This is a genomic window from Flavobacterium sp. FlaQc-30, from assembly GCF_044005885.1.
Lineage (GTDB): Bacteria > Bacteroidota > Bacteroidia > Flavobacteriales > Flavobacteriaceae > Flavobacterium.
The window spans coordinates 334,169-348,447 of record NZ_JBIPCO010000001.1; the positions used below are offsets into that span (position 1 = coordinate 334,169).

The following is a 14,279-nucleotide window of genomic DNA, read 5'->3' on the forward strand; positions in this document are numbered from 1 at the left end:
AAATTATGAATTTAGAAACGTTTTATGAATATTGTCTTTCAAAAAAAGGTGTAAGTGAACATTTTCCTTTTGATGAAGATACTTTGGTTTTTAAAGTGGGAGGAAAAATGTTTGCTTTATCTTCTCTATCACAATGGGAGAAAAACGAACAATCGGTGAATTTAAAATGTGATCCTGAACGTGCACAGGAACTTAGAGCCGAATACGATGAAATACACCCCGGATTCCATATGAGTAAAGTGCACTGGAATACGGTTGCTTTAAATGGAAATTTACCCATTAAATTCGTAAAGGAATTAATTGATCATTCGTACGAATTGGTTTTCAAAAGTTTGACAAAGAAAATTCAGAACGAAATTATCGACCCGAGGTAATTTTTTTACCGAACTGGCGGAGCAATTAGAAAATTAGGCATTACATTTGCACGGTAAGAAAAAAACTTAGCAACTCAGTTACTGTGTAACTTAGCAACTTATAAAAATATGAAAGAACAATTTAAAAAATTTCTGAACGAAGAACAAGATCCAAAAGCGATTGAAAAAATCACTTCAAAACTTACAGATTTATTGATGAAAGGTGAAGAAGTTGGATATATAGCCGTTCAAAAAAAACCTGCAATTACTGTTTTTCCTGATAGCATAGTATTAACAAACAAACGTATTATTATTTGTAAGCCTAAAAACTTAGGTCTTTCGATGGATTTTACAGATTATACTTGGGATGAAATCGTTGGTACTTTTGTAAAAGAAAATATTTTGGGTTCAGAATTTTCTTTTTCTACTAAAACAGATATTCAAGCTTCTATAGATTATATTCCGAAAATTCAGGCTAGAAAGATTTTCACTTATGCTAAAGAGCAATTAGATATTTTAAAAAATCCAGTTGTAACGGCAACACCAGTTGAAGAAATTGTTGAGCCAGAATACGAAGAAGAAATCGATGAAGTTGAAGAGGTTGAAGAAGTTGAAACGGAAGAAGTAACGAGTTTTGCTGAAATTTTACCAGCGGCACCAACTTATACTGAAACATTCGAACCGCTTCCAACTCAACCAAGTCAGCCTGCCGGCGAACGCAAATTAGCTGATTTATCTAAAGAAGAGCTTTTTGACAAATTACAGAATTACAAAAAACTTCTTGATAATGGTTTAATCATGCAAGGTGAATACGATACTTTCAAAAAAGAGATTTTAAGTTATATGTAAGTCTTAAAGTCTTTTGACTTTGTCTCAAATAAAAAAGCCAGAAATAGAATCTCTATTTCTGGCTTTTACTTTTTTAAGTTTCTACTCCGACTTTCAGACCTTCGACTTTCTAACTTTCTGACTAAAGTGTAGCTTTCTGTTTTTCTACAAATTTATGCGACTGCAGTTCCAGTAGTTCTTTTGCGTTTTTTCGCTGTAAATCAAAGAGTCCTTTATCTTCGGCAATATCAGCATAAACTTTATCATGCATTTCTGCACTCGTTTTAACTAATAAATCACGTTGGTATTTATTTTGAGCCAAAGTCGCTTTCATAGCTGTTTCAGCTTCTTCTTGTTTGAAATCGAATTCGCCTTTTGGCGCCAGTAATTTGGCTATAATCGGCGATGTTTCAATTGCCAAAAACAATAACATTATAAAAAACGACGGTAACCACGGCAGCTTATTCAACGCATTTATACGCGCCATTAATCCGTCAAAACCTTCTATGATAGGTTGTGTCTGCGAAACTTTTTTGTCTAAATCAGCCTGAAGCTGTACGCCTGCCTTTTCTTTCTCTGCAATTTTTGCTTCGTTTGCTGCTTTAAGAGTTTCGTATTCCTTTAACGCGGCATCGTGTTTTTCGCGTTTTTCTTTATAAACAGGTCCTTTTCCCAGTTTTTTAGTTCCAGCAGTTCCTTCCGCTTCTGTAATATAAGTTGAATATAAAGCATTAACTTCTTTCTCCTTTTTTGCAATATCAGCTTTTAGAGCAGCGATCTCTCCTTTGTTTTTATCTAAATCTGATTTGAAATAGGTTCCAATTTGTTTTTTATTGGCCAATTCCATTTCGTTTTTTTCCTTCAACAAAACCGTATTTATTTCTTTTTCGAAAATTTTAATCTCTAATGGTTTCGAAATTACGATCGCAATAATAATTGCCAGCATAATTCTAGGTGTTGCCTGCAGAAATTCGTCAAAAAAACGATCTCTCTTCTTAATTGTAGAGACAATAAAACGATCTAAATTGAAGATTAACAAACTCCATACAAATCCAAAAATCAGAGCTGGATAAATAGAGTCAAAAACAGTGAAAAGTGCATATGCGCTGGCTAAAAACGCCATTACAGCAGTAAAAAAAACGGTGGCGCCAATACCAACATATTTGGTTTGTTCGCCTTCAGAGCAGCCTTCGAGTAAATCTCTGTCGGCTCCAGAACATAAGATGAAAAATTGTTTTAACATGATTGATGATTTTTGATTGATGATTACTTCGTCAGTTCGCCCTTCGGGCTCGTGTGATAAGGCAAATTTAACGCCAAAAATTCAAATCTGAGATAAATACTTGATTTCTTTTTACTTGGAACAAAGACTCTGTGTAATAAATGTTATTTTAACATTAATAATTTTCAGCCATATTTGATTAATTATAACCTTTTGTTAATTTTTTTAAAGGCTTTTAGTAATACTTAGGTTCTAGTTTCGCAACCAAAATCAAACTAAAAAACAATGAAAAAATTCTACTTATTACTAACGTTTTTATTTTTGACCTTTTCTGGGTTTGCTCAAAAAGCAATAATATCAGGAAAAGTATTAGATATAGACGACAAACTTCCTCTGCCAGGTGCAATGATTCAAATAACAGGTGAAAATAAATACACTGTTTCAGATTACAACGGTCGTTTTGAATTATTAAACATTAATGCTGGTACTTATAAAGTTGAAGTAAAATATATTGGTTACACGGCAATAACAAAAGAAATCACTGTTGAGCAAGGCAAAAATAATGTACTTGATTTTGCTCTTAAAACTTCAGGAACTGAACTTAATGAAGTTGTAGTAGGCGACATTTTAAAAGGTCAGGCTAAAGCTTTGAATCAACAAAAAAACAATAAAAATATCGGAAACGTAATTTCATCTGATCAAGTGGGACGTTTTCCTGACGCCAATGTTGGTGACGCTTTAAAACGTGTTCCAGGTATTACAATGCAAAATGATCAAGGTGAGGCTCGTAACATTATCATTAGAGGACTTGCTCCATCTTTAAACTCAGTTACTTTAAATGGTGACCGAATTCCGTCTGCAGAAGGAGACAATAGAAATGTACAAATGGACTTGATTCCGTCTGATATGATCTCGACTATTGAGGTTAACAAAACTTTGACTTCAGATATGGATGCTGATGCAATTGGAGGTTCTGTAAATTTGATTACAAGAGCAACTCCAAATGGAGAAAGAATCTCGGCAACTTTAGCTGGAGGTTATTTACCAATTCGTGAACACGCTTCTTATACAGCAGGTTTTGTTTATGGAAATCGCTTTTTAGACAACAAACTTGGTGCTGTTTTCAGCGGATCGTACAACAATGTTGATTATGGTTCTGATAATATCGAAAACGAATGGGTAAAGGATGATTTCGGAAATGAATATCTTCAAGCTTCTGAGATTAGAAAATACGATGTACAGCGTATTCGCCGCAGCGGATCTGTTGCTTTAGATTATAAATTTGACGAAAACAATACCATTTTTGCGAATGCTATTTACAACTGGAGAGACGATAGAGAAAACCGTTTCAGAACTACTTATGATGATATTGAACCTATTTATAATGGTGAAAAAATTACTGGTTTTGAAGGTCGTGTAAAACGTCAGACAAAAGGTGGTGTTGACAATAACCGAAATAAAAACAGAAGATTAGAAGATCAGCGTGTACAAAACTATTCTATTAGAGGTGAACACTTGATTAACTCAAAATTAGATTTAGATTGGTCAGCAAACTATGCAAAAGCTAGAGAATATCGTCCGCAAGAACGTTATATCGAATACCGTCAAAAAGGTTTAGAAATGATGGAAGATTTATCTGATCCAAGATTTCCTTTATTGACAACTGTTGGAGAATCTACAGATAAATTCAAATTTGATTCTGTTACAGAAAACACAGATGAAACAAGCGAAAGTGAATTTGGAGCTAAAGTAAATATCCGGTTTCCTTTCTCAGTAATTGCAGGAGAAAAAGGAAGACTTAGAACTGGACTTAGACTACGTTTGAAGGAAAAAGAAAGAAACAATAATTTCTATTCTTACGAACCAATCAATGACGGAATGGAATTATTATCTGAAGTTCCAACTAGTTATTTTGATGGAAAAAACTTTAATCCAGGAAGTAAGTATGTACCGGGAACTTTTGCTTCTAAAGATTTCTTAGGAAGTTTGGATTTAAACAATGCATCATTATTTGACAAAGAAACTGATCCGGCTGAATATTTAGCTGTAAACTATAATGCTAAAGAAAGAATTACCGCTGCATATGTGAGATGGGATCAAGACTTTAACGATAAACTTTCTATGGTTTTAGGTTTCCGTGTTGAAAACACTCACATTGATTATACAGGAAACAGAGTTTTAGACGAAGAGGAATTAGAAAGCCAAATCAACACTACAAACTCTTACACTAATTTATTACCAAGTATTTCATTCCAATATAATGCTACTAAAGATTTAGTTTTAAGAGCGGCTGCAACAACGGCGCTGGCAAGACCAAACTACTATGCACTGGCACCTTATGTAAACAATATTGCTGCTGATAAAGAAATCACGGCAGGAAATCCTGATCTTGATGCTACTTACTCTTACAATTATGATTTCATGGCCGAGAATTATTTCAAATCAGTTGGTTTGATTTCTGGAGGTGTTTTCTACAAAAGATTAAATGATTTTATCTATAACTACAGCGACAATCAATACGACAGCGTAAAATTTGCTGCTGATTTTCCAAATCAGATAAACCCAATTCCTGCTGGCGAAAACTGGTCATTTTTACAATCTAGAAATGGTGATAAAGTTGATGTTTACGGTTTTGAAGTTGCTTTTCAACGTCAGTTAGATTTCTTACCAGGTAAATTCTTAAAAGGTTTTGGTATCTATTTAAACTATACGTACACTAAATCTAAAGCAAAAGGAATTTCTGATGAAGATGGAAACGAAAGAAACAACATTAGTCTTCCTGGAACAACTCCTCATATGTTTAACGGATCTTTGTCTTGGGAAAACAAACGTTTCTCTGCTAGAATTTCAACCAACTTTACTTCTGATTATTTAGATGAATTAGGTTCAGAATCTTACAAAGACAGTTACTATGACAAACAGTTTTTCTTGGATGCAAATGCTTCTTTCAAAATTACAAAACAGCTTCGTGTTTTTGCTGAGGCAAACAATTTAACAAATCAGCCTTTGCGTTACTATCAAGGAGTTTCTGCTCACACTAAACAAGCTGAATATTACCAAGCTCGTTACAATTTTGGATTGAAACTAGACTTGTAAAATCAATTATAAAAACTACTAAATTAGACAGGACTTAGCGGTTCTGTCTAATTCATTTAAAATAAAATACCAAAATGAAAAATAAATCGATACTTGCTTTCTTACTTATAAGCCTTGCCTTTACTGCTTGTAAAGACGACAAATTAGCTCCAATTCAACCAAATGCAGTAAAACCAACAACTGTTACCGAAGCCTTGCCTCATGATACTGATGATCCTTCGATATGGATTCACCCAACTGATGCTTCAAAAAGTGTTATTGTGGGAACAGATAAAGATTCTGATGGAGCTTTATATGCTTTTGATTTGAATGGAAAAATCCTTAAAAAATCAATTACTCTAAAACGTCCAAATAATGTTGATATCGCTTATGGATTAATCATCGACGGAAAAAAAGTAGATATTGCAGTTACAACAGAACGTGAAAGCAACAAAATTAGAATTTTCAGTTTGCCGGATTTAGAACCTATTGATAATGGCGGAATCGAAGTTTTTGAAGGTGAATCTTTGCGTGATCCTATGGGAGTTTCATTATACACCCGACCAAGCGATCAAAAGATTTTTGCTATTGTGGGAAGAAAAACAGGACCATCTGGAAGTTATTTATGGCAATATGAACTTTCTGGAAACGGAAAATCTGCTGCGGCAAAAGTGGTTCGCAAATTTGGAACGTACAGCGGGAAAAAAGAAATCGAAGCTATTGCGGTTGATAACGAGTTAGGTTTTGTTTACTATTGCGACGAACAAGTTGGAATTAGAAAATACAAAGCTGATCCTGCTTTAAATGACAATAAAGAATTAGCTTTTTTTGGTCAAAAAGATTTCAAAGCAGATCATGAAGGAATTGCAATCTACAAAAAAACAGATTCTACAGGTTATATTTTAGTATCTAATCAACAAGCAAATTCTTTTATGGTTTATCCGAGAGAAGGTGCAAACGGAAATCCAAACAATCATCCTTTATTGGCAGAAGTTCCAACCTCAACAATCGAATGTGATGGAGCCGATGTTACAAGTGTAAACTTAGGTCCAAAATACAAAAACGGACTTTTCGTAGCGATGAGCAACGGAATGACTTTTCATTACTACACTTGGGATTTAATCCAAAAACGTATTGACGAAGGGAAGAAATAAGTGTTTTTTTGTTTCAAGTTTCAGATTCCACGTTCAACCCGAAACTTGAAACTTGAAACTTGAAACTTGAAACTTGAAACTTGAAACTTGAAACTTGAAACTTGAAACTTGAAACTTGAAACTTGAAACAAAAAAAGCTGTTCGTAACGAACAGCTTTTTTAATTTGAATTAAAAAAATCCCCCTTATTCTTATTCTATAATCGGTGCGCCTGCTAAGATTTCAGCATTGGCAAATTCTTCAAATTTTGCAAAATTAGCTTTGAATTTTTGAGCTAATTCCAACGCTTTTTTATCGTATAAATCTTTGTCATCCCAAGTATTTCTGGGATTTAAAATTTCAACTGGAACGTTTGGACAATCTTGAGGAATTTCAATTCCAAATACGTCATGATTTTTAAACGCTACATTATCCAATTCTCCGTTTAACGCAGCGGTAATCATGGCACGTGTAAATTTAAGTTTCATACGGCTTCCTGTTCCGTAAGCTCCGCCAGTCCAACCTGTATTAATCAACCAAACTTTTACATCAGCATCTTTCATTTTTTTGCTTAACATTTCAGCATATTTTGTTGGATGTAAAGGCATGAAAGGCGCTCCAAAACAAGCAGAGAAATTAGGCTGTGGTTCTGTAACTCCAGCTTCGGTTCCTGCTACTTTTGCAGTATATCCAGAGATAAAATGGTAAGCCGCCTGTCCTGGAGTTAATCGAGAAATTGGAGGCAAAATTCCAAATGAATCTGCTGTAAGGAAAAATATATTTTTAGGATTATGTCCAATAGATCCCGGTTGAATATTGTCAATATGTGTTATTGGGTAACTTACACGAGTGTTTTGAGTAATTGAAACATCATCAAAATCTACCTCGTTTGTTCCCGGTTTGAAAACTACATTTTCTAAAAGCGCTCCTTTTTTGATTGCTCTAAAAATGTCTGGTTCATTTTCTTCAGATAAGTTGATTACTTTAGCATAACAACCGCCTTCAAAATTGAAAACCGTATTTTCAGCAGTCCATCCATGTTCATCATCTCCAATTAACTTACGTTCTGGATCTGCAGATAAAGTTGTTTTTCCTGTTCCAGATAAACCAAAGAAAATAGCAGTATCGCCATCTTTACCAACATTGGCGCTGCAATGCATTGGAAGTGTATTTTTGAAAACTGGAAGAATGAAATTTAAAGCTGAAAAAATTCCTTTTTTCATTTCTCCTGTATAACCTGTTCCTCCAATAAGTGCTACTTTTTTAGTAAAATCTAAAATAGCAAAATTAGACTGACGTGTTCCGTCTACAGCAGGATCTGCCATAAAACTTGGTGCACAAACTACAGTCCATTCTGGAGTAAAGTTTGCTAATTCAGACTCTTCAAGTCTTAGAAACATGTTATAGCAAAACAAGTTTGACCAAGCAGTTTCTGTAACTACTCTAACATTTAGTCTGTAATTTTTATCAGAACAAACGTAAGAATCGCGAACAAATACTTCTTTGTTTGATAAAAACTTTGTTACCTTATTATATAACTTATCAAAAGCTTCTGGCGAAAAAGGGATATTTACATTTCCCCACCAAACTTTATCCTCAGTTATACTGTCTTTTACAATAAAACGATCTTGTGGAGAACGTCCTGTAAACTCACCTGTGTTGATTGCCAAAGCACCTGTAGAGGCTTCAACACCTTGTCCTGACTGCACAGTTATAGCATGCAGTTCATCTGCAGTTAACTGGTACCGAACCGTTGCATTTTCTATCCCTAAATCTTTTAACGAAATCGATTGCGCAAAAAGTGTGTTATTGTCCATAAAATTTAATGTTGTGTGTGTTATTTTTTTGGTGCACAAATATAATTTTACTTGATACTTAAGACATTAATCTCAAGTTTGTAAATTGTTATATTTTTTATCGATGCTGACAAAAAGCAATAAAAATTCACACAAGTAACATTATATGTTATTTATGAGACAAAATTAAAGATTTAATTTTAGATAGAATTTTTTATTCGAGATTTTATGATTTTTTCCTCAAAATAGCAAGAAATAACACCAACCAACCAAGAATTAATAAGAAACCACCCAAAGGTGTTGCGAATACAATAATTTTAAAGTCAAAAACCGTCAGGCTTTTTGTTGCTAATAAATAGATAGATCCGCTAAATAGAATTACCCCTGCAACTACCAGATTATAGATTGTTTTAACAGTTTTTTCGGCAATTTCCTTTCTTGTTGAAAGAAAAAGTAAAAAAAGCGCATGATACATTTGATAACGAACACCAACTTCAAAAGTATTTAGTTCTTCAATCGACAAATATTTCTTTAATAAATGTGCTCCAAAAGCTCCAAAAATAATGGCAATCATTCCAATAAAAGCGCCTGTTAAAACTATTTTTCTTTTCATTTTTATAAACTTTTAATATTTACACAAAAATACCTCTTCCTATCCAATTTTCATTTTACTTTTAAAGATATTTCAATTATTAATTGCATTTATAAGTTTCATTGCGAATAAAAAAAATATCATTTTTAAAATTATATTTGTTGTATTTATAACATTTTAATATGTTTGTGTTAAATAATTAAGTTATGAGAAGTATTTTAATAATTGGAGCAGGAAGATCAGCATCTTCTTTAATTCGCTATTTACTTTCAAAATCTGAAAGTGAAAACCTTCATCTTGTTGTGGCCGATTTATCTTTGGCTTTAGCCGAAAAGAAAACACAAAATCATCCTAACGCAACTCCAATTGCTTTAAATATTTTTAATACAAACGAAAGACAAGCTGCCATTGAAAAAGCATCGATTGTAATTTCAATGCTTCCGGCACATTTACACATTGAAATAGCAAAAGACTGTCTTCAATTTAAAAAACATTTAGTTACTGCTTCTTACGTAAGCGATGCTATGCAGGCTCTTGATGAAGAGGTAAAAAAGAACAACTTAGTTTTCATGAACGAAATTGGTCTTGATCCCGGAATCGATCACATGAGCGCCATGAAAGTTATTGACGAAATTAGATCAAAAGGAGGTAATATGCTTCTTTTCGAATCATTTTGCGGAGGTTTGGTCGCCCCTGAATGCGATAATAATTTATGGAATTACAAATTTACCTGGGCGCCTCGAAATGTTGTTTTGGCTGGACAAGGCGGCGCAGCAAAATTTATTCAAGAAGGAACTTATAAATATATCCCGTACAGTGCTTTATTTCGCAGAACTGAGTTTCTAGAAGTAGAAGATTACGGGAAATTTGAAGCTTATTCTAATCGAGATTCTCTTAAATATAGATCTATATATGGCTTAGATGATATTCTAACCTTATACAGAGGAACAATAAGAAGAGTAGGTTTTTCTAAAGCATGGAATATGTTCGTACAGCTTGGCATGACAGACGACAGCTATATTATGGAAGATTCTGAAAATATGAGTTACCGACAATTTGTGAACTCTTTTCTTCCATATCACCCAACGGATTCTGTGGAAATTAAAACGCGATTGATTTTAAAAATTGATCAAGACGATATTATGTGGGATAAACTTTTAGAATTGGATTTATTTAATCCAGACAAAAAAGTAAACCTGCCAAATGCTACTCCCGCTCAAATTTTGGAAAAAATACTAACGGACAGCTGGGCTCTGAAACCAGAAGATAAAGACATGATTGTCATGTATCATAAATTTGGATACGAGCTAAACGGCAAAAAAGAGCAAATCGATTCGAAAATGGTCTGTATTGGCGACGATCAAACTTATACTGCAATGGCAAAAACAGTTGGACTTCCTGTTGCAATGGCAACTTTACTGATTTTGAACGGAAAAATCACAACCCCAGGGGTTCAACTTCCTATTAAAAAAGAAGTTTATTCGCCTATTTTAAATGAATTAGAAGAGCATGGAGTTATTTTTAACGAACAAACTATGCCTTATTTTGGATATAATCCAGATTTATTTTAAATCTGATATAAGTTGTTTTTTTTTAGAATTTTTTAGAATTTTTTTTTAGTTTATTTTATCCGCTTCCAGATATTTCTGAAAGCGGATTTTTTGTTTTTAAAGGGACAAAGGTTCAGAGGTACAAAGTGACAAAGGTTTTTTTTACTTCAGCGCCTTTGCACCTCTGTAACTTTGAACCTTTGCACCTCAAAAAAAAACTATTTTTCAGCTTGAATTGTAATTGGTAAACTGTACATCGTAGCAACTGGCTCACCGTTAACTTTACCCGGTATCCAGTTCTGAGAAAGCTTAAGCACTCTAATTGCCTCATCACCCGATCCGTATCCAATATCTCTTAATAATTTAAAATCAGTCAAAGCTCCATCTTTACCTACTACAAAAGTAATGTAAACTCTGCCTTTCAACTTTACATCTGCAGGCGTCACAGGTGTTTTATAATTCTGTCCAACAAACTTATAAAACGCCTCCATTCCTCCTGGATAAGTTGGATCCTCACTTAAATCAACTGTTTTATAAACAGTACCTTCCTCTTTTTTTACTTTTTGATTTTTTGGGTCATACAAATCAATTTCTACAGTATCCGGACCTCCTTTTTCGATCCTTGTATCCATTTCCTCTTTAGTTGGAGGAAATTTTAATCCCTCAAGTACATTTGGCACCGCTTTTTTTTCTGCAGGAGTAAGCTCTTTGTATTTTTTCTCCGTCACAACAACTCCTTTATCATTTTTAATTTTAAAAGTTGTCTTATCATAGTACGTTGCATAAGAACCCTTTTTTGATGCGGTTTCATTATTTGCTTTTACTTCTTGCGCTACAGTCTTAGTACATAAAAAATACACAAGCCCAGTAAATAATGGTAAAAGAATTGTCTTTTTAAAGAATCCCCTTGAAGAAGATGTCGTGGTTGTCATCATAATTAATCTTTTTTTAGTTACAGAATAGTTCAAATTACTGGCCAAGTAATATACCGGATTTTGATTCGCTTTAGACAGTAATAAGTTCTGGTAAAACGAAACATTGTTATGTGATTGTACAACTTTTTCATCAGCAAGAAATTCATGATTGAGTTGTATTGCTTTTTTATAGAAGATAAAAATTGGGTTGAACCAAAAAACATTCTTAATTATTTCAATTAGTAAAATATCAAGAGAATGTTTCTGATTAACATGAATTAATTCGTGCGTAAATAATTCTGTTTCTATTTTATTGTTTTGATATTCCGCTTCATTTATAAAAATGGTGTTCAAAAAAGTATAGGGCAGCGTCTGCTCTTGCAGCAAAACCAATGTTGCTTTTTGATGTTTTATTTTTACACCTGCTTTTGATTTTTTTATCAATTTATACAAGTTGACCGTAAATCTAAAAAACAAAACAACAGCCACTATCCCATATAAAACCCAGCCGAAAATCAAGTAAAAAGGAGTCGCCTCTTTTACGACACTTGCTGTAATCTGCCCAGGAACTACTATACTTTTATTTGCTGTACTTGCCACTTCTTGTATAATTTCAATTGTAATAAAAGGCAATACAAAAGAAATTAGAAGACTAAAAATTAAGAAAAACCTATTAAACTTATGAAATTTTTCTTTTTCTAAAAACAGATGGTAAGCTCCAAGAAGCACACACAACGCTATTGTCGATTTTATAAGAAAGGCTGTCATTTTTTCTTTTTTTGAATTTCTGAATCAATTATTTTTCTAAGATCTTCCAGTTCAGAAGCTGATAAATTTGTTTCGGTTGTAAAAAACGAAGCAAATTGCGAGGCCGAATTATTAAAGAAATTATTAATCAATCCTTTTACATGTTTTGAGAAATAATCAGTTTTTTTAACCAGAGGATAATATTCTCTAGAGTTTCCAAATTCGTTATATGCAACAAATTTTTTATCAATCATACGTTTCAGGAGTGTTGCAACGGTTGTCGTTGCCGGTTTTGGTTCCTGATACGCTTCGAGCAAATCTTTCATAAAAGCTTTTTCAAGCTTCCAAAGATGCTCCATTAATTGTTCTTCTGAGTTTGATAATTGTGTCATTGTTTAATATTTTCAAGTTTTTCCAATTCAGGTAATTCCTTCTTATAAGCCTCAAGATTCCAATCGATATTCATTTTTGCCGCGTAATCAGCAATAGGACCAAGTCCCACTTCAGCGCGTCTTTTATCTACATTATCAGGATCTATCAAAGGCGATATATACCATTGATTTGTCTTTTTATTTTTTGCTGACTGACTTCCATAAATTTGATGTTTACCTTCTCTTAAAGCAACTCTATCTTCCAAATATGCTAAGTTCGCTTGGCTTGCGTTGCCTTTTTTCACAGCTTCTCTCATCATTGGTAAATACTTTTGCTGATATTTTAAATCAGAATGCTGAATAACCAAAAACAAGGTTTGATTTGCCTGTGCTCCTATTTTGTCCTTTCCAATCCAGCCTTTTTCATCCAGTATCTTCATAACCTTTACCAGATTAATACTGTCTTTTTTGTTCATTATTTTACCAATACTGTCAATTTTTCTTTTATCAGACGAAGGGTCTTTATAAACTTTCATAAATTCTCCTCGAATACCTTGATCTTCCGTATAAATATCCAAAAGTTCCTGTTGAAGCGGTTTATCATAATTGACGCTTAAAATATCTATTTTTTTCTGAAGTTTAGCAATTGTCTGCTCCCATTCTTTCTTATCATGCAGCGATTTCAAATCATTATCTATTTTAATGTGTGCAATTTTTTCATATCCATTATCAATTGCCAAATCCAGCCACTTAAAAGCTTTTTTATCATCATTATTTAAAGCCGCCGCACAAGCTGCATTGTACAAATCTGAAGATGATTTATGTTCAATTTTAAATGCTTTTTCATAATAAGAAACGGCGTTCTTATACTCTTTTACATTATAACAAGAAGCTCCTTTTGCTACAAAATCTCTATAAGTCTGAGATTGTATCAGACCAATATTCAGCGTAATAAAAAAGAAAGCAATTATTATTTTCATAGATCAAAATTGATTAGTGATTTATTTTATTTTTTGTTCAGATATTAATTTGCCGTTATCATAGTTTCTAATTTCTTTTAATTTTCCATTATCCGAATAGAATTTCCATTCTCCAAAATAAAACCAATGCGCCAAGGCTCCATCAAACTCTAATTTTGTTTTTCCTTTTGATTCTAATTTTCCATTCTCATAATAGACCCTTAAAATACAAAATCCATTTTTATACTTCTCCGTTTTATAAATTTTTCCGCCTATATATGATTTCCATTTTTTTACCGGCACATCGTGTTTGTAATACTCATACGATTTATATCTAACATTATCCAGTGTATAATCATCTATCCAAACGCCTTCTTTTTTCTTGTCAATCTTCTGATTAATTGCTTTGGGCTTGCAACCCAAAAGAATCAGTCCGCAAAAGAATACTAAAAATAGGTTTTTCATATTATTTAAATTCTACACTTATAGACATTGCTCTACAAATGTAGAGTTAAATTTTTAATATGCAAGTTTTTTTAAAAAAAAGGTTCTGAGATTCTAAGTTACTAAGGGACTAAGGTTTTAGGCTCAAAGAGGCCGAGATTCAAAGGAACAAAGGTCTTTTCCTTCTTTGCCAAAGCTTAAAACTTTGACAAAAATTCTGAAAATAAAATTCCAAGAAACAGAGAATACTCCTAAATAAATTGCCTCCAGCTTTAGCTGAAGGCAATTGAAAAAAC

12 protein-coding genes are annotated in these 14,279 nt (G+C 33.1%); 5 read left to right on the top strand and 7 right to left on the bottom strand.

Going from position 1 to position 14,279, the window contains the following annotated elements:
* Positions 1 to 5: 5 nt before the first annotated feature.
* The gene (locus tag ACHRV0_RS01405) at positions 6 to 374 is read left to right on the top strand and encodes an MmcQ/YjbR family DNA-binding protein (protein WP_395439673.1); all 369 of its coding nucleotides are present in this window, start codon (positions 6 to 8) and stop codon (positions 372 to 374) included.
* A 108-nt stretch (positions 375 to 482) separates the two neighbouring features.
* Entirely contained in the window at positions 483 to 1,202 is a 720-nt protein-coding gene (locus ACHRV0_RS01410; protein ID WP_395439674.1) for a PH domain-containing protein, read from the top strand.
* A gap of 121 nt (positions 1,203 to 1,323) precedes the next feature.
* Here ACHRV0_RS01410 and ACHRV0_RS01415 read toward each other — a convergent pair whose 3' ends face one another.
* Positions 1,324 to 2,424 (bottom strand): DUF4407 domain-containing protein, encoded by a 1,101-nt coding sequence (locus tag ACHRV0_RS01415; RefSeq protein WP_129022630.1) that lies wholly within the window; start codon positions 2,422 to 2,424, stop codon positions 1,324 to 1,326.
* 264 nt (positions 2,425 to 2,688) lie between these two features.
* On the opposite strand from ACHRV0_RS01415, the gene ACHRV0_RS01420 reads away from it, so the two are divergent.
* Positions 2,689 to 5,499, top strand: a complete 2,811-nt coding sequence (locus ACHRV0_RS01420; RefSeq protein ID WP_395439675.1) for a TonB-dependent receptor — start codon at positions 2,689 to 2,691, stop codon at positions 5,497 to 5,499.
* A gap of 74 nt (positions 5,500 to 5,573) precedes the next feature.
* Positions 5,574 to 6,632 carry a phytase gene (locus ACHRV0_RS01425; protein ID WP_395439676.1) on the top strand — a complete coding sequence of 353 codons (1,059 nt, stop codon included), beginning with the start codon at positions 5,574 to 5,576 and terminating at the stop codon, positions 6,630 to 6,632.
* Between the two features lie 190 nt (positions 6,633 to 6,822).
* Here ACHRV0_RS01425 and pckA read toward each other — a convergent pair whose 3' ends face one another.
* Both pckA and ACHRV0_RS01435 read right to left on the bottom strand, forming a co-directional pair.
* Complete coding sequence (gene pckA, locus ACHRV0_RS01430) at positions 6,823 to 8,427, bottom strand: phosphoenolpyruvate carboxykinase (ATP) (RefSeq protein ID WP_395439677.1); 1,605 nt, start codon at positions 8,425 to 8,427, stop codon at positions 6,823 to 6,825.
* Positions 8,428 to 8,632: 205 nt separating this feature from the next.
* A complete protein-coding gene (locus tag ACHRV0_RS01435) occupies positions 8,633 to 9,019 on the bottom strand; it encodes a DUF423 domain-containing protein (RefSeq protein ID WP_089052459.1) in 387 nt (128 codons plus the stop codon).
* Positions 9,020 to 9,204: 185 nt separating this feature from the next.
* Here ACHRV0_RS01435 and ACHRV0_RS01440 point away from each other — a divergent pair, with 185 nt between their 5' ends.
* Positions 9,205 to 10,569 (top strand): saccharopine dehydrogenase family protein, encoded by a 1,365-nt coding sequence (locus tag ACHRV0_RS01440; RefSeq protein WP_395439678.1) that lies wholly within the window; start codon positions 9,205 to 9,207, stop codon positions 10,567 to 10,569.
* A 197-nt stretch (positions 10,570 to 10,766) separates the two neighbouring features.
* Here the strand turns inward: ACHRV0_RS01440 and ACHRV0_RS01445 are convergent, their stop codons facing one another.
* From ACHRV0_RS01445 to ACHRV0_RS01460, 4 genes are read right to left on the bottom strand one after another with little or no spacing between them, the layout of a single operon-like run.
* Entirely contained in the window at positions 10,767 to 12,230 is a 1,464-nt protein-coding gene (locus ACHRV0_RS01445) for a M56 family metallopeptidase (RefSeq protein ID WP_395439679.1), read from the bottom strand.
* Positions 12,227 to 12,601, bottom strand: coding sequence for a BlaI/MecI/CopY family transcriptional regulator (locus tag ACHRV0_RS01450; protein WP_129022624.1), 375 nt, complete (start codon positions 12,599 to 12,601; stop codon positions 12,227 to 12,229). The genes ACHRV0_RS01445 and ACHRV0_RS01450 overlap by 4 nt, the downstream gene beginning before the upstream one ends.
* On the bottom strand, positions 12,598 to 13,560 hold the full coding sequence (locus ACHRV0_RS01455; RefSeq protein ID WP_395439680.1) for a DUF6624 domain-containing protein: 963 nt from the start codon (positions 13,558 to 13,560) through the stop codon (positions 12,598 to 12,600). Before ACHRV0_RS01455 ends, ACHRV0_RS01450 begins: the two co-directional genes overlap by 4 nt.
* Positions 13,561 to 13,581: 21 nt before the next feature.
* Complete coding sequence (locus ACHRV0_RS01460; protein ID WP_129022622.1) at positions 13,582 to 14,004, bottom strand: hypothetical protein; 423 nt, start codon at positions 14,002 to 14,004, stop codon at positions 13,582 to 13,584.
* Between the last annotated feature and the right edge of the window lie 275 nt (positions 14,005 to 14,279).